Source organism: Burkholderia sp. MSMB0856, assembly GCF_001524645.2.
Lineage (GTDB): Bacteria > Pseudomonadota > Gammaproteobacteria > Burkholderiales > Burkholderiaceae > Burkholderia > Burkholderia diffusa.
In genome coordinates this window covers 1,941,930-1,957,721 of the sequence record NZ_CP013427.1, presented here as the reverse complement: position 1 = coordinate 1,957,721, position 15,792 = coordinate 1,941,930, and the positions used below count along the sequence as shown (strand labels likewise).

Annotated in this window: 14 protein-coding genes; 11 read left to right on the top strand and 3 right to left on the bottom strand. The window is 65.1% G+C overall.

Going from position 1 to position 15,792, the window contains the following annotated elements; all coding sequences use genetic code 11:
* Positions 1–48: 48 nt before the first annotated feature.
* The 10 genes from WS87_RS10375 to WS87_RS10330 all read left to right on the top strand — a co-directional run bounded on the left by WS87_RS10375 (position 49) and on the right by WS87_RS10330 (position 11,601).
* The gene (locus WS87_RS10375; protein WP_059532999.1) at positions 49–1,380 is read left to right on the top strand and encodes a type II and III secretion system protein family protein; all 1,332 of its coding nucleotides are present in this window, start codon (positions 49–51) and stop codon (positions 1,378–1,380) included.
* Positions 1,381–1,440: 60 nt separating this feature from the next.
* Positions 1,441–2,715, top strand: a complete 1,275-nt coding sequence (locus WS87_RS10370) for a fimbrial protein (protein ID WP_059818280.1) — start codon at positions 1,441–1,443, stop codon at positions 2,713–2,715.
* Between the two features lie 3 nt (positions 2,716–2,718).
* Positions 2,719–4,086, top strand: a complete 1,368-nt coding sequence (locus tag WS87_RS10365) for a CpaF family protein (RefSeq protein ID WP_059818084.1) — start codon at positions 2,719–2,721, stop codon at positions 4,084–4,086.
* Entirely contained in the window at positions 4,079–5,071 is a 993-nt protein-coding gene (locus tag WS87_RS10360) for a type II secretion system F family protein (RefSeq protein ID WP_059532993.1), read from the top strand. Before WS87_RS10365 ends, WS87_RS10360 begins: the two co-directional genes overlap by 8 nt.
* A 4-nt stretch (positions 5,072–5,075) precedes the next feature.
* Positions 5,076–6,071, top strand: a complete 996-nt coding sequence (locus WS87_RS10355; protein WP_059818085.1) for a type II secretion system F family protein — start codon at positions 5,076–5,078, stop codon at positions 6,069–6,071.
* Positions 6,072–6,089: 18 nt separating this feature from the next.
* Entirely contained in the window at positions 6,090–6,932 is an 843-nt protein-coding gene (locus WS87_RS10350) for a pilus assembly protein (RefSeq protein ID WP_059818087.1), read from the top strand.
* Positions 6,933–6,958: 26 nt separating this feature from the next.
* The gene (locus WS87_RS10345) at positions 6,959–7,285 is read left to right on the top strand and encodes a DUF3613 domain-containing protein (protein ID WP_059818088.1); all 327 of its coding nucleotides are present in this window, start codon (positions 6,959–6,961) and stop codon (positions 7,283–7,285) included.
* Positions 7,286–7,296: 11 nt separating this feature from the next.
* The gene (locus tag WS87_RS10340) at positions 7,297–9,336 is read left to right on the top strand and encodes a pilus assembly protein TadG-related protein (RefSeq protein WP_236873178.1); all 2,040 of its coding nucleotides are present in this window, start codon (positions 7,297–7,299) and stop codon (positions 9,334–9,336) included.
* A 110-nt stretch (positions 9,337–9,446) separates the two neighbouring features.
* The gene (locus tag WS87_RS10335; protein WP_059818091.1) at positions 9,447–10,838 is read left to right on the top strand and encodes a sigma 54-interacting transcriptional regulator; all 1,392 of its coding nucleotides are present in this window, start codon (positions 9,447–9,449) and stop codon (positions 10,836–10,838) included.
* Between the two features lie 55 nt (positions 10,839–10,893).
* The gene (locus WS87_RS10330) at positions 10,894–11,601 is read left to right on the top strand and encodes a DUF2968 domain-containing protein (RefSeq protein ID WP_059701437.1); all 708 of its coding nucleotides are present in this window, start codon (positions 10,894–10,896) and stop codon (positions 11,599–11,601) included.
* An 83-nt stretch (positions 11,602–11,684) separates the two neighbouring features.
* On the opposite strand, the gene hfq is transcribed toward WS87_RS10330, so the two are convergent.
* Entirely contained in the window at positions 11,685–12,278 is a 594-nt protein-coding gene (gene hfq / locus WS87_RS10325; protein WP_059701435.1) for an RNA chaperone Hfq, read from the bottom strand.
* A gap of 293 nt (positions 12,279–12,571) precedes the next feature.
* On the opposite strand from hfq, the gene WS87_RS10320 reads away from it, so the two are divergent.
* Positions 12,572–12,853 (top strand): PXPV repeat protein, encoded by a 282-nt coding sequence (locus tag WS87_RS10320; RefSeq protein WP_059533118.1) that lies wholly within the window; start codon positions 12,572–12,574, stop codon positions 12,851–12,853.
* A 27-nt stretch (positions 12,854–12,880) separates the two neighbouring features.
* On the opposite strand, the gene WS87_RS10315 is transcribed toward WS87_RS10320, so the two are convergent.
* Complete coding sequence (locus tag WS87_RS10315; protein ID WP_059818093.1) at positions 12,881–13,795, bottom strand: DUF1571 domain-containing protein; 915 nt, start codon at positions 13,793–13,795, stop codon at positions 12,881–12,883.
* 29 nt (positions 13,796–13,824) lie between these two features.
* A complete protein-coding gene (locus WS87_RS10310) occupies positions 13,825–15,579 on the bottom strand; it encodes an AMP-binding protein (protein WP_059691796.1) in 1,755 nt (584 codons plus the stop codon).
* Positions 15,580–15,792: the final 213 nt, after the last annotated feature.

The window sequence follows — 15,792 nt, the reverse complement described above, 5'->3', positions numbered from 1 at the left end:
TCGATATCGGCGAAGACAAGTAAAGGCCGTGCGACGGTCCAACAAACAATGAAAAACACACTGATTGCATTCGCGATTGCGCTCTGGACCCTGACATTCGCCTCCATTGCAAGCGCGAGCGGCACGATCGAGCTCGCCGTCGGCGCGCAGCGGCAGATTTCCGCCGGCCACGCGCTGCAGCGGGTCGCCGTCGGTGATCCGGCAATCGCCGATGTGCTGATCATGAAGGGCAGTCGTTCCGGTTCGGTGCTGCTGACCGCGAAAGCGCCGGGCGCGACGAACGTGATGTTGTGGGAGCGCGGTCGCGACGAACCGACGGTGTGGAGCGTGGAAGTCGTCGACGCGGCGGCGCAAGCGGTACTCGACGGTTCTACGCCGCAGGTGAAGGCGTACGGCGGGACGTCGGTGCTGCGGGGAACGTCGGCATCGCTCGATGCTCACGAACGCGCCGCGGCGGTCGCCAAAAACATGAGCCCCAAAGGCACGGTGATCGATCGCTCGACGCTGGCCGGCAAGAACGTCGTGCAGGTCGATGTGCGGGTGGTGGAATTCAGCCGTTCGGTGCTCAAGCAGATCGGCTTCAATTTCTTCAAGCAGAGCAACGGCTTTTCGTTCGGTTCGTTCGCACCGGGCGGCGTGCAATCGTATAACGGCGCAGCGGGCCCGGGCACGGGCTCATACATTCCGACGCTCGGCGCGCCGGTCGCGTCAGCGTTCAACCTGGTTGTGAACGCAGCAGGACGAGGCATCTTCGCCGACCTGTCGCTGCTCGAAGCGAACAACATGGCGCGCGTGCTCGCGGAGCCGACGCTCGTGGCGCTGTCCGGTCAGAGCGCCAGCTTCCTCGCGGGCGGCGAGATTCCGGTGCCGGCGCCACAGGGACTCGGCTCGACCGCGATCCAGTGGAAGCAATACGGCGTCGGGCTGTCACTGACCCCGACTGTGTTGAGTCCGAGCCGGATCGCGCTGAAGGTCGCACCGGAATCGAGCCAGCTCGACTTCGTGAACAGCGTGACGATCAGCGGCGTCGCCGTGCCGGGGATCACGACGCGTCGTGCCGATACGACGGTCGAACTCGGTGACGGCGAGAGCTTCGTGATCGGCGGACTGATCGATCGCCAGACATTGTCGAACGTGAGCAAGGTGCCGTTGCTCGGCGACCTGCCGATCATCGGCACGTTCTTCAAGAACCTGAACTACCAGCAGAACGACAAGGAATTGCTGATCATCGTGACACCGCATCTCGTCGCACCGATCGCGAAGGGGGCGGTACTGCCCGCGACGCCCGGCGAGTTGTCGGAGCAGCGTGACGGGCCGGTGTGGCGATCCTATCTGGGCGGTGCGGCGTCGCCGGATGCGGCACCGGGGTTTTCGAAATGAATCTGAAGCATTGCGCGTCGCGGCACATCGCTACGCCATGCGTAATCGGGGGTGTTCGACATGAATGCACGAACCCAATCATTGTGTGAACCCGCCGTGACCGACTACTTCGTTTGTGCGTCGACAAAGGAAGCGCATGTGCGCTGGTTGGCCGATACGCTGGTTTCGGCCGGTGCGGTCGAGGCCGCGTCGCTGGAACCGGGTGTGCTGGCACAGCGCATCACCGGGCTCAATCCGGCCCTCGTGTTCATCGACTTCTCCGAACGCAGCGAAGCGGCGAGCGTCGCCGCGGCCACGGTACGTGCGGCGCATCCGGGGTTGCCGATCGTCGCGCTCGGCTCGCTCACCCAGCCGGAGAGCACGCTCGCCGCACTGCGAGCGGGCGTGCGAGACTTCATCGACGTATCGGCATCGGCCGAGGATGCGCTGCGAACGACGCGTGGATTGCTCTCCCACGTCGGCGAGCCGACGAGCCGCCACGGAAAGGTCGTCGCATTGCTCGGCGCGCGTGCGGGCATGGGCGTCAGCACGCTTGCCGCGAATCTCGCGGTCTGGCTGCAGAAGCGGGCGCTCGGCCCGGGCGCGACGGGCGGCGCGGACGGCGGCGCGCCGGCCGGTCGCCAGACCGCGCTGATCGACCTGGGATTGCCGGCCGGCGACGGCGCGCTGTTCCTGAACACGCGCTGCGAATTCCATTTCATCGATGCCGTGCAGAATCTGCGCCGCATCGATCGCACGTTCGTGAACACCGCGCTCACGCGACACCAGAGCGGCGTCGCACTGACGACGCTGCCGCCGGACCTCGGCGGATTGCGCGACGTGTCCTATGCGTCGTGCATCGGCTTGCTGAACCGCTTCCGTGCGTTCTTCGACCAGCAGGTCGTCGATCTCGGCGGGTTCTCGAATCGGGAGTTCGTCACGCAGATCGCGGCATCGGCCGACGAGGCGTGGCTTGTCTGCGATCAGGGCGTCGCGTCGATCGTTTCGGCCGCCGACCTGCTCACCGGGTTGCGCGATGCGGGCGTCGATACCGATCGCGTCAAGCTCGTGGTCAACCAGTACGATTCCGCGCTGGATCTGATGCCCGGACAGATCGCCGAGCGTCTCGGGTTGTCGTTGGTGGGCACCTTGCCGGCACGTCGCGTCGCGATCGGCCATGCGGCAAACCAGGGGCGCCTCATCATCGACGCGGCGGAGCGCGATCCGTATGTGCGCGCACTCGAATCCCTCGCCACGCGGCTGCCCGGCGTATCGGGCGTGGCGGGCGCGTCGCGCGCGGCGCCCGGCCTGTCGGCGCTCAAACGCTTCATTCAACCCTCGTCCAAGCGGTCATAACCGATGGCACACGACATTCAATTCGCCGACGGCGCAGCGCCGTTCTCCCAGACGCAGCAATTCCACGACATCAAGAATGCGGCGCACGAGCACCTGCTGACGCGTATCGAGGAACTGGGCGCCGAGTTCGGCCGATGGTCGCGCCAGGCGATCAATCAGTTCGTCGATCTCGAGATCGACAGCTTCGTCCGCCTGCGCCGCATTCCGCTCAACGAGAACGAGGTGCGGGCGATCGCCGAGGCCCTGACGAAGGAGCTCGCCGGCTTCGGGCCGATCGAGGACCTGCTCGCGGATCCGGCGGTCGAGGACATCCTGATCAACGGCTACAACGACGTGTACGTGTCGCGGCACGGGATTCTCGCGAAGCTGCCGGTGCGTTTCACCGATAACGCGCATTTGCTGCGGATCGTGCGCCGGATCCTCGCGCCGATCGGGCGTCGTCTCGACGAATCGAACCCGATGGTCGACGCGCGACTGCCCGATGGCGGCCGCGTGAACGTCGTGATCGAGCCGCTGTCGATCGACGGACCGATCGTGTCGATCCGCAAATTCCGCAAGGATCCGCTCAAGCCGTCGGACCTGCTCGGCAACGGCACGTACAACGACGAGATTGGCGCGCTGCTCGAGGCGGCGGTCGAGGCACGCTGCAACGTGCTCGTGTCGGGCGGAACGAGTTCGGGCAAGACGTCGCTGCTCAACGCGCTCGCATTCCACATTCCGGAGGCCGAGCGCGTCGTGACGATCGAGGATACGGCGGAGCTGTCGCTGAACCACCCGCACGTCGTGCGGCTCGAAAGCCGTCCCGGCGGATTCGACGGCAGCGGTGTCGTGACGATTCGCGACCTGCTGCGCAACACGTTGCGGATGCGTCCGGACCGGATCATCGTCGGCGAAGTGCGTGGCGGTGAAGTGCTCGAAATGCTGCAGGCCATGAACACGGGCCACGACGGCTCGATGGGCACCGTGCACGCGAGTTCGCCGCGCGAGTGCCTGTACCGTCTCGAGATGCTCGCCGGCTTCGCCGGCTTCCAGGGGACCGAGTCGAGCTTGCGTCGCCAGATCGCGAACGCGATCGACTTCATCGTGCAGATCGGCCGGCTGTCGAATGGACGCCGCCGGATTCTGTCGATCACCGAGGTGACAGGGCTGTCCGACAACATCATCGCGACGCAGGAGCTGTATCGCTACGAAGCGCGCGTGACGCCGGAAGGCGAGGAAATCGATCACTGGGAATCGCTCGGCATCCATCCGCATTCGCCGAAGCTCGCGCGCTTCCGCCAGACGCTGACGAACAGCGCGATGGGCGGGGGCGGTTTCGGTGGCGGCTTTGGTGGCGGCGGTTTCGGCCGCGGCGGGGGCTTCAATGTATAGCGCGATGATCTGGGTGCTCGCGGTCGCGATGCTGTGCGTGGCATCGGCACTGATGCTGTGGCGACATGCGGAAACCCGGCGCGTGCGCACCGATGCGAAGCGCTTCATCGACAGTCGGCTCGAACCCGGCGTGCGCGTGGCGGCACCGGCTGCACGATCGGCGGCATCTGCCGCGTCGCGGGCCGTGTCGTCGTCCGGTGGCGCGCACAATGCCGCGTCTCGTGCTTTCTGGGCGCACTGGTATGCGCTCGCAACGGAGTATCTGACCAACCTCGTGAACCGTGCGGGGATCGAAGGCGCACGCGGCAAGGCGATCGTCGCGCTGGCCGCTCTCGCCGCGGTTGCGGCAATCGCGGGCAGCCGCGGCGGCGTGCTTGCGTGTTTCGCGGCGCTTGCGTGCGGCGGTGCGATCTTCGGTGTCTGGCTCACGTCGCGAATCCAGAAGCGGCGACTGAAAATCGTCCGGCAGATTCCGTCGTTTCTCGACGGGATCGTGCGACTGGTGACGCTCGGCAACAGCGTGCCGGCCGCATTCCAGGCAGCGCTGCTGACGACGGAGGAGCCGCTGCGGGGATGTCTCGATCACGTGTCCCGGATGCTGCGCTCGGGTGTCGAGATCGATCGCGCGATGCTTCACATCGCCAAGATCTACCGGACCGAGGAGTTCGAATTGCTCGGCTCGGTACTGCGGTTGTCGGTCAAGTACGGCGGTCGTGCGGACGTCATGCTGGAGCGGATGGCCGTCTTCATGCGCGACCTCGAGCAAGCGGAGCGCGAGCTGACGGCGATGTCGGCGGAAACGCGGCTGTCGGCATTCGTGCTCGTGATGTTGCCGATCGGGATCGGCAGCTTTGTCGTGATGACCAATCCGAAGTACCTGGAAGGGATGTGGAACGATCCGAGCGGGCAAATGCTCCTCATGTTCGCGTTCCTGGCGCAGGTTGCGGGCAGCGTATGGCTGTATCGAATGGCTCGACTCAGGTGATGCGATGACAGCAACTCAGATCGGATCGGTCGCACTGGCACTTGGCGCGCTAGGCGTGCTGTTGTTGGGAATGATCGCGTTGTTGCGTGCGAGTGCCGCGTCGCGCGCAGAACGTGCGCTGGCCGATGCGCTCGATCAGCGCATGGCGGCGCTGGAGGCAGCCAAGGCGCGCACCGCGGCGGGCGAGGTTCCGTCCGTGAAACCGGACACGCGCGGGCGCGAGCGCATTGAGCGCATGCTTGCGCGATTCTCGGCAACAGGGATGCGCTGGCTCGATACCGGTTTCGGCAAGCACGTCGTCGCGGAAGAGGACCGTCGTCTGCTCGAGCAATGCGGTTACGTCGACGCGCGTACGCGCGGGCTGTTCCTGATCGCGCGAATTGCCTGCGGGATCGCGTTGCCGCTGCTGTTCGCGATATTCGCGAGCGGACGAACGACGAGAGGATTCTGGATGATCGGCATGTTCGCCGCATTCGGGTTCGGTTTCATGCTGCCGAAGCTCTATCTGCAGCGTCGTGCGGCCGCGCGGCGCCAGAGTGTCATCGACGAGCTGCCGTTGCTCGTCGACATGCTGCGCTTGTTGCAGGGCGTCGGATTGTCACTGGATCAAAGCCTGCAGGTCGTGACGAATGATTTCCGCGGAATGATGCCGGTGCTGTCGTCGGAGGTCGGAATCGCACAGCGTCAATTCGCAGCGGGCCGCACGCGCGAGCAGTCGATGCAACGGTTGTCGAGCGGATTCGACAACGAGGACTTGCGCGCGATTGCGCGGCTGATGGTGCAGGTCGACAAGCACGGCGGCGCGGTTCAGGAGCCGCTCAAGCAGTTCGGCGACCGGCTTCGGGAAACGCGCCGCGCGATGCTGCGCGACCGGATCGGTCGGCTGACCGTAAAGATGACCGGTGTGATGGTGGTGACATTGCTGCCCGCACTGCTGATCGTGACGGCCGGACCGGGGTTGTTGGCCGTGATGCGTGCGCTGACGGCGCATCATCATTGACGGACGGAAGGAAAGACGATGAAGCGGATCGGCGGAATGGCGAGGCACGCTGGCGTGGTGGCGTTGGTAGCGCTGCTCGGCGCATGTGCGACCAAGGAGGGCGGGTACGGCGTGAACGCGCAGGCAGAACGCGCGGCGCTGATTCAGGCGGCCGACCAGAAGCAGGCGGTGCCGGATACGCCTGCGATGTATCTCGGTCTGATCCAGCGGATGCAGGCGCAGGGCCTCTATTACGCGTCGCTCGCGCACATCGACGCTTACGACAAGGCCTACGGCGTGTCGCCGGACACAATTCTGCTGCGCGCGGACGCGCTGCGGATGACCGACCAACCGGCTGCCGGCGCGGCTGCGTATACGCAGTTACTGAAGACGCCGCTCGCGTCGCGTGGTTACCGCGGGCTGGGGTTGATCGCCGGTGCGGCCGGTGATTTCGGTCTGGCTGTACAGGCACTGACGCAGGCGTCGGAGCTTGCGCCGACCGACGCGTCGCTGCTGTCCGATCTCGCTTATGCGAAATTGCGTAACGGCGATGTGGTGGGCGCGCGGGTGCCGTTGATGAAGGCAGCGGAACTGGATCAACGCAATCCGAAGATCGTCAGCAACCTCGCACTGTATCTGCTCGCGTCCGGGCGCACGCAGGATGCGCAGCGACTGATGAATCAGCAGCGTTTACCGGCGGATATCCGCAAGGACATCATTGGCGATGCCGCAAAGATTACGGCCGCGGCGCGTGCACAGCAGCGTGCGGTCGCGACGCCGCCGGTGGTGTCGCGGCACGCCGCGACCGCGCCGATCACGCCGATGGCGAACAATTTCGGCTATGACCAGACCGTGCCGCTGCTGCAACGGTTTGCACAATGAACAGAACGAACAGGCGGGGGAACGACATGAACAACAATGCTCGTCGGAACATGCATGCGGGGCGCGTTGCGATGCTGGCGGCGGTTGCCTGCATGGCGCTGGGAACCGTCACCGCATACGCACAGCAGGATGCGGCACCGGTGGCGTCCGACGTGGGGCGCTCGACCAGGGACTGGCTCACGATGCAGGGCGAAAATCGGGCGGCAGCGCCGACGCAACCGTTGCTTGGCGACGTCGCGTCGTTGATCTACCAGCGTTATCTCGATTCGTTCAAGAACAAGATTCCTGAGTCGATGAGCACGCAGCTCGGTTCATCAGGTGGCATGTCGGGTAACGGACAGGGTGCGCAGTAAGCGAAATGGCGATGCGCGCGGATCAATCACGGGTGGGGCGGCGACACGGTACTGACGGGCCGGCGGGGCAGCGTCAGCGCGGCTCCATCGCGATCATGGCGGCGATCTGGCTGTCGGTTGCCGTCATCGTACTCAGCGGGATCGACATCGGCCGCTTTTATTCCGAACGACGCCATATGCAGGCGGCTGCCGATCTGGCCGCGCTCTCGTCGGTCATGAAAGCCAGCGCGGATACGACCTGTTCGGCGGCGAAGACGGCGGCCCAGCAGGTCGCGAGCCCTTCGGCGAATTCCGTACCGGCAAACGCCACCATTTCCGTGACGTGCGGCGTGTGGACTGCGCCTCAAACCAGTGGCGGTGCCGCGCTGTTTACGCCGACCGCGGGCGACCCGATGAACGGTCAATGCGGCGGCTTGTCGGCAGGGCCGGCCGGATCAACGACCGGACAGTCGGCCAACGCCGTGTGCGTGAGCGTTTCCGAACCGGTGACAGGCTTTTTCCGCGGCGGAAAGTCGATCGGTGCGTCGGCCATGGCGAAGAGCACGCCGACCGATACCTTTACGCTGACCACGTCGCTCGCCGCATTGAATGGCGGGCTGGCCAATCAATTGCTCCAGACGCTGACCGGTTCGCCCAAATCGTTGAGCCTCAATGCTGTCGATTATCAGGGGCTGGCGCAGGTCAACCTGAAGCTGGCGGGCATTCTCGCCAATTTGCCGGTCGGCTCGAGCACGGCCGTACTGAACGGCTCCGTGACCCTTGGTCAGTTGGCCAACGCGGTGGTGCAGGCGGCGACCCAACAGAACCTGGTGGGCGCGAACCTGAACGTGCTGAATGCGATCGTCGCCGCGCTTTGTTCCGGCAGTGTCTGCGGCGGGCCGCAGATCGCGCTTAACCAGCTGGTTTCGGCCGCGGTGGCCAACGGCAGCTCTGCAGTCGACGCCAGCGTCAACGCGCTCGGACTGTTGTCGACCGCGCTACAGGTCGCGAACGGCACGAATGCCGTTGCCATCCCGAGCATCACTGTCCAGACGCCGACCGCGCTCGCGCCGCTGCTGAACGCGACGGTGTCGGGTTCCGTATCCCTCGCCGGAACGCCGCCGGCCACCGCGAGTGGGCCGCCCGGACCGTCGAATTGCGGGACGTCGAATTGCTTGACCAATACGTCGACAGCGCAAGGGAACGTGTTCCTGAATACGTCGATATCGCTGCTGTCGACGTGCTCGAACGGATCGCTGGTCTATCCGGGGGGCACCTGCCCGTCAGGCAATGCGACGCCGCTGGCCGCCGTGAAACTGCCGATTACCGCGTATGTCGCGCCGGCGAAGGCCGGGCTCGCCTCCGTCACCTGTTCCGCGAACGGTACGAAGAGCGCGACGGTGAACGTGCAGACCGGGGTGGTCGCCGTCTATATCGGTGGGACGGCGAATACGCCGATCAACCTCAATGCGTCCAGCGGTTATGTTCCGAACGGCGGCGCATCGCCGATCACGTTGGTGTCCGTCAACTTGCAGAGCCTGCTGAATCTGCTCAACCTCGGCGGCTTGACATCGGCGCTGACAACGTTGCTCAGCGTCGCCACGCTCGGACTCCTCAACGTGAACGACATCTCGGTCAACGTCAATTTGCAGCCCGGCCAGTTGACGGTTCCGGTCGCCAATCAAAATCCGACGTCGCTGGTGTTCACCTATCCTGGGCCTGGATCATCCGCGTCGCCGAGTCCGGCATCGCCGTACATGCTTTCCGTGGGAACCGATCAGTTCCTGTCGCCCGCGGTTCAGGGTATCGCCAACGGTGGTCTGACGCTGTCACTGTCTGCCCCACAGGGCAGTCTGGCAGGATTGCTGGCCGGTATATTGAATCCGGTGGTGAGCCTCATCACCGGGCCGCTTCTGACCGCACTGGCGAGCACACTCGTTCCGCTCGTCCTGCAACCGATCGATTCCCTGCTGACGTCGGTCACCGGCTTGCTCGGCTTGAGTCTTGGGAACGCCTATGTCACAAATACACCGGATTCGATCAAATGCGGCAATCCGATGCTCGTGCAATGAAAACCGCGGCGTCCACTTACGTCGGGAGCACGGGCAGCGCTTCGGCCCATGCCCCGCGCCTGACCCGCAGTGCCGCATCACTCGTCAATAACCGTAGCCGCACCTGAATCATGAGAACCACCTCCGCAATCGCAGAACTCGACCTGTACGTCTGGGAAGGCAAGGCGGACATCGTCGACCGCGTTGCCCGCTGCATGGCGAGCTTCGACGTCGAAGTGATCCGCGCCGACAATGCGGAAATCTCGCCGGAGCGCGCCGCGTTGCGGCCGTCGCTCGCGATCATCAGCGTGACGATGATCGAAACCGGCGCGGCGTTCCTGCGCGACTGGCAGGCCAACATCGGCATGCCGGTCGTCTGGGTCGGCGCGGCGCGCGACCACGACGCGTCGCAGTATCCGCCCGACTATTCGCACATCCTGCCGCTCGACTTCACCTGCGCCGAACTGCGCGGGATGATCGGCAAGCTCGTAACGCAGCTGCGCGCGCATGCGGCCGACACGTTGCAGCCGTCCGAACTCGTCGCGCATTCGGAGTCGATGCAGGCGCTGCTGCACGAGGTCGATACGTTCGCCGACTGCGACACCAACGTGCTGCTGCACGGCGAAACCGGCGTCGGCAAGGAACGTATCGCGCAATTGCTCCACGAAAAGCATTCGCGCTACCGGACCGGCGAATTCGTGCCGGTCAACTGCGGCGCGATTCCGGACGGCCTGTTCGAATCGCTGTTCTTCGGGCACGCGAAGGGTTCGTTCACCGGCGCGGTTGTTGCGCATAAAGGCTATTTCGAACAGGCGGCGGGCGGCACGTTGTTCCTCGACGAAGTCGGCGACCTGCCGTTGTACCAGCAGGTCAAGCTGCTGCGCGTGCTCGAGGACGGCGCCGTGCTGCGGGTCGGCGCGACGACGCCGATCAAGGTCGATTTCCGTCTCGTCGCGGCCAGCAACAAGAAGCTGCCGCAGCTCGTGAAGGAGGGCCTGTTCCGCGCGGATCTTTACTATCGGCTCGCGGTGATCGAGCTGAGTATTCCGTCGCTGGAAGAGCGGGGCGCGGTCGACAAGATCGCGCTGTTCAAGTCGTTTGTCGCGGAGGTGGTGGGCGACGAGCGGCTCGCGCAGTTGTCCGACCTGCCTTACTGGCTCGCGGACGCGGTGGCGGACAGCTATTTCCCCGGCAACGTGCGCGAACTGCGCAACCTTGCGGAGCGCGTCGGGGTGACGGTGCGGCAAACGGGCGGCTGGGATGCCGCGCGACTGCAGCGGCTGGTCGCGCATGCACGCAATTCGGCGCAGCCGGTGCCGGTGGAGAGTGCGGCAGAGGTCTTCGTCGACCGCAGCAAGTGGGACATGAACGAGCGCAGCCGCGTGATCGCCGCCCTCGACGCAAACGGTTGGCGGCGCCAGGATACGGCGCAGCAGCTCGGCATCAGCCGGAAAGTCCTGTGGGAAAAGATGCGCAAGTATCAGATATTCGACGAAGAGCCCGAGACTCGCGAAAGCGAATAATTAATGAGATAAAATCGCGCTGAATTACAACGACACGGGCGGGGAATCGAAATTCATGAGCCATATGACGGGGTTGGGGCGGGCGTGTGTGTTGCTCGCCATGATGGGAGGCATGCAGGGCGCGTTCGCGCAGGGGTTGGCCGGCAATGCATCGCCGGCGGTGCAGCAGGCGTCGGCGCCGGTTGCGGCGATTCCGGTGATCGATCAGCAGGTTCAGACGTCGGTACAGCCGCAGGCGGGCGAGACGACCGGGCAGAGCACGGTCGACGAACTGCAGCGCCAGATCCAGGCGCATTCGCTGACGGAAATGCGCACCAGCTATAACGGCAGCTACGGCGCGAGCCTGCTGTTCAGCGTGAAGGACGGTTCCTATTTCGTCGCGCTGTTCCAGCAGAAGGCGTTCTGGCGGGTGATCAAGACTTACGACGAAACGCGGGCCGAGACGATCTATCGCGATTTCTCACGTCAGGCGGAACGGCTGGCCGTCAACGAACTGCGTGCGGCGAAGCTGGAATCGCAAAAGGCGCAGATGGACCGGCAGATCGAAGTCACGCAGGAACGGGCGCGGCGTCTGCAGGCGGACATCTCGATCGCACGCGAGCAGCAGGCAGCGGTCGCGGACCGCCAGAAGAGCGTCCGCACCGAAACGGCGGCGTTGCAGGCGCAACAGGCGCAGCTTCAGTCGCAACTGCGCGCATTGCAGCAGCAGGTGCGTTCGCTGCAGCGCGAGGCCGACGCAGGCTTGCCGACGACGGCGCACTGAGCGATCACGGCACGGCCGGTGCGGCGACATGCCGCGCCGACCCACCAGAAAAAAGGGCAAGCCGCTTGGCTTGCCCTTTCGTTTTACTGGCCGTCCGGCACGATTCGCCGGCGGCGCGTGACGATCACCGGCCCGTTGCCGCCGCGTGCGTCGGACGGCGACGTGTTGCCCGATGCGTCGCCGGCGTCGCGCGGTGCGCCGTAGCTTTCGCGCGGTGCGCTGTAGCCTTCACGGGGTTCGCGCGGCGCGCCATAACCCTCGCGCGGTTCGCGCGAGCCATAGCCTTCGCGCGGTTCACGGGAACCGTAACCTTCACGCGGTTCGCGCGAGCCGTAGCCGCCGCCGTCGCCGCGCGATTCGCGGGCGCCGCCGTGCGAGCCGTACGGGCTGTGGCCGCCGCCTTCGCGGCCGCCCGGCCGACCGCCGGTACGCGGGCCGCGGGGGCCGCCGCCGCCCGGGCGCGAGCCGCCCGTGTCGAGCTGGATCGTGGAAATCGCACGCTTGTAGATGCCTTGCAGACCCACGGGGGTGCGCAGCATCACCAGGTACTGGTCGAACGACTCGATACACCCCGTCAGACGAATGCCGTTGACGAGATAGATTTCAACACGCTTACGTTCCTTGCGCGCCGAATTGATGAAGTCGTTTTGCGGATGGGATTCTGCGGGATTGGCCATTGAGGTGCGGCAGGAGCCTGCGTCAGAGAATATGTTGTGCGTGTGTGGCGTGGTTGCCCACCAAGTGTTTGGCGGGATTTTACCCTGTTCGTTCCACCAGTGCGCAGTCGCGATTGTGTCGAACCGTAACCCACTATAGACGTTCCCGTGCATTTTCGCGATTCGGTCGAATGGCTAATGCCGTTTCGTTACGTCGCGTTACGACTCTCGCAACGGCGTAGCACCTGGCGGCGCGCGGCGCGATTACATTCGACGCGCGTGCCGGGCTGGCCGGCGGATCCGGGAAGGGGAACATGAACAAGAGGGGATTGGCGGTGTGGATCGGGAGTGTGGCGTTGCTCGCTTCCGGCAGTGCAATGGCGGGACACGTCGACTTGTCGGTGGGCATCGGCGTGCCGGTCGCGCCGGTCTATGTCGAGCCGGCACCGGTCTATGTGGCGCCGCAGCCGGCGGTGGTCGCCTATCCGGGTTACGGATACGGCTACTACGGCGAAGAGGACGACGACGGTTACCGGAAATGGCGCAAGCACTATTACAAGCATTGGCGCAAGCATCACGACGATGACGACGATTGAGCGCGACCTGCGCGGCGCCGGTGACGTTCAGAACGCGTAATCCGGATTCTTCGGGTCGAACGCGGATTCGTCGAGCGTCACCGGCGCGATTTTCTCGATGACGATCCGTTCGAAGATCTTGCCGTCGTTGTCATACGATTCGACGGTCCTGAAGTACGGCGCGTGCAGGTCGAGCCCGAGGGTTTCCTTCTTCGCGTAGAACTGCGGGCGGCCGGTCGGCGTCTCGTAGGTGAGTGCGACGACGCGCACGCCGCCGATCGTCTTCGCTTCCACTTGCGTCGGCCGCTGCACGCCGGCTTCCTGGTATTTCTTTCCTTCGGTCAGGTACAGGTTCGTGATGAACTCGGTGCCGAGATCCTTCACCTGGTGATTCGACTGCGCGCGTGCGAGTGCGCCGTCGAGCGCCGTCCACAGCGGAATCTTGCCGAGCAGGCCGCCGAGATGGCCGTACATCTCGTCCTTGCGCTGGGTCGTGTCGTAGATCGTCTCCTGTCCGGCATGCGCGCCGCCCGGCAGCCATTTCGCGTACACCCGCAACGGTTCGCGGGTCGTCTTCACGAGCATGCGGTCGGGCGTGTCGGACCATTTCCCGCTGATGCGCTCCTGGCGCACCATCGTGAACTGGTACGACGGATAGCCATTGGGACCGTTGCGGATATAGAGCGGGACGGCGAGCGGATCGAGGGTCTTGAACAGCGCCGTGAGCGTCGCGTCGTCAAGTTGTGCGAGCGCGCCGCGCTGTGCGGCCGTGCGCAGCCAGCGCGCCTGCTGCGCGACCGGCTCACGCGTGACCTTCGCCAGGTCCGCCGGCAGTGCGGCCTCCTGGGCCGCGCTCGCGGCGGCGGCGGTTTCCTGCGCATGCAGGCCGGCTTGCGCGAGCGACAGCATGCACGCGACGGCCGCGGCGGCGTGCCGCGTGCGGCGCTTCGTTCCTTCGTTCATCGACAGCGTCTCCCGGGGCGATGGATCGTTCAGCCTTGCTTCGCGGCCTTGAGCTTGGCGAGTTCCTCGTCGCGCAGCGCGCGGCGCAGGATCTTGCCGACGTTCGTCTGCGGCAGCGCGTCGCGGAATTCGACGAACTTCGGCATCTTGTAGCCGGTCAGGTTCTTGCGGCAATGCGCGAGCACGTCGTCGACCGTCAACGTCGGGTCGCGGCGCACGACGAAGACCTTGATCCGTTCGCCCTGGACTTCGTCCGGGATGCCGATCGCGGCGGCTTCGCTGATGCCCGGATGCATGACCAGCACTTCCTCGATCTCGTTCGGATACACGTTGAAGCCCGAGACGAGGATCATGTCCTTCTTGCGGTCGATCAGGCGGATGAAGCCGCGCTCGTCCATCACGCCGATGTCGCCGGTGCCGAGCCAGCCGTCGGCGTCGATCACCTTCGCGGTCTCGTCGGGCCGCTGCCAGTAGCCGCGCATCACCTGCGGACCGTGCACGCACAGCTCGCCCGGCTCGCCGACGGCGGCCCAGGTGCCGTCCTCGCGCCGGAAGCGCACGAGCGTCGACGGGGCGGGCAGGCCGATCGAGCCGCTGAACGCGGCCATGTCGGTCAGATCCACCGGATTCATCGTGACGATCGGCGAGCATTCGGTGAGCCCGTAGCCTTCGACGACCGGCCGCCCCGTGACCTCCTGAAAGCGCTCCGCGACCGCGCGCTGCATCGCCATGCCGCCCGCCATCGCGAGCTTGAGCTTCGAGAAGTCGCGCTTGCGGAATTCCTCGTTGTCGAGGAACGCGTTGTACAGCGTGTTGATCCCGGTGATTCCGGTGAATGTCTCGTTGCGGATGATCTTCATCACCATGTTCATGTCGCGCGGATTCGCGATCAGGATGTTGCGCCCGCCGAGCCCCATGAAGATGAACGCGTTCACCGTCAGCGAATAGATGTGATAAAGCGGCAGCGGCGTCAACACGGTCTCGACGTCGCCCGAGACCTGGTCGGCGATCCACGCCTTGGCCTGCAGCAGGTTCGCGATCAGGTTGCCGTGCGTGAGCATCGCGCCTTTCGCGACGCCGGTCGTGCCGCCCGTGTATTGCAGGAACGCGAGATCGTCGCGTGTCGTCTGCACCGGTTGCGGTTTGCCGCGTGCGCCGAGCGCGAGGGCGGCGCGCAGCCGGATCGCCTGCGGCAGGCTGTAGGCCGGCACGAGCTTCTTCACATGCTTCAGCACGAAATTGATCAGGCGTCCTTTTGCATTGAAGCCGTCGGCGAGCAGGTCGCCGAGCGCGGTGACGACGATGTTCTTCACCTGCGTTTCCGGCAACGCGTCCTGCAGCGTGCGCGCGAAGTTCTCGAATACGACGATCGTCTGCGCGCCGCTGTCCTTCAGCTGGTGCGCGAGTTCGCGCGCGGTATAGAGCGGGTTGACGTTGACGACGATCGCGCCGGCCTTCAGCGTTCCGAACAGCGCGACCGGGTACTGGAACGTATTCGGCAGCATGATGGCGACGCGGTCGCCCGGTTTCACGCCGGTGCTTTGCAGATACGACGCGAACGCATCGACTTTTTGCGCGAGCGTGCGATAGGTCATCGATGCGCCTGCGCTCACGTAGGCGACGCGCTCGGCGAAGCGCGTCGTGCATTCGTCGAAGAATTGCACGAGCGATGCGTATTGCGTGACGTCGATTTCATGCGGCACGCCGGGCGGATACGAGGCGTACCAGATGCCGTCGGTGTTCGGCGGGAGCTGGGCCGCTGCGGTTGCTGCGGATGAGGACATGACATGTCTCCGGTGTCGACGAGCGTTAGCGCTTCAGCGCTTACGCTCGTCCCATGCTTTGCGGTCGACAAGAGTTAGCGCTTCAGCGCTTACGCTCGTCCCATGCTTCGCGGTCGACAAGAGTTGACGCTTCAGCGCTAATTCTCGCCCCATGCTTTTTCGTCGACGAGCGCAAGCCAGACTTGGCTCCCGCCGCATGACATTCGTTCGGCC

Coding starts and splice junctions, on each gene's coding strand:
- WS87_RS10370 (WP_059818280.1), top strand. CDS start 1,441: ATGAATGCACGAACCCAATCATTGTGTGAACCCGCCGTGACCGACTAC.
- WS87_RS10335 (WP_059818091.1), top strand. CDS start 9,447: ATGAGAACCACCTCCGCAATCGCAGAACTCGACCTGTACGTCTGGGAA.
- WS87_RS10345 (WP_059818088.1), top strand. CDS start 6,959: ATGAACAACAATGCTCGTCGGAACATGCATGCGGGGCGCGTTGCGATG.
- WS87_RS10365 (WP_059818084.1), top strand. CDS start 2,719: ATGGCACACGACATTCAATTCGCCGACGGCGCAGCGCCGTTCTCCCAG.
- WS87_RS10310 (WP_059691796.1), bottom strand. CDS start 15,579: ATGTCCTCATCCGCAGCAACCGCAGCGGCCCAGCTCCCGCCGAACACC.
- WS87_RS10315 (WP_059818093.1), bottom strand. CDS start 13,795: ATGAACGAAGGAACGAAGCGCCGCACGCGGCACGCCGCCGCGGCCGTC.
- WS87_RS10355 (WP_059818085.1), top strand. CDS start 5,076: ATGACAGCAACTCAGATCGGATCGGTCGCACTGGCACTTGGCGCGCTA.
- WS87_RS10320 (WP_059533118.1), top strand. CDS start 12,572: ATGAACAAGAGGGGATTGGCGGTGTGGATCGGGAGTGTGGCGTTGCTC.
- WS87_RS10360 (WP_059532993.1), top strand. CDS start 4,079: ATGTATAGCGCGATGATCTGGGTGCTCGCGGTCGCGATGCTGTGCGTG.
- WS87_RS10340 (WP_236873178.1), top strand. CDS start 7,297: ATGCGCGCGGATCAATCACGGGTGGGGCGGCGACACGGTACTGACGGG.
- WS87_RS10330 (WP_059701437.1), top strand. CDS start 10,894: ATGAGCCATATGACGGGGTTGGGGCGGGCGTGTGTGTTGCTCGCCATG.
- WS87_RS10375 (WP_059532999.1), top strand. CDS start 49: ATGAAAAACACACTGATTGCATTCGCGATTGCGCTCTGGACCCTGACA.
- WS87_RS10350 (WP_059818087.1), top strand. CDS start 6,090: ATGAAGCGGATCGGCGGAATGGCGAGGCACGCTGGCGTGGTGGCGTTG.
- hfq (WP_059701435.1), bottom strand. CDS start 12,278: ATGGCCAATCCCGCAGAATCCCATCCGCAAAACGACTTCATCAATTCG.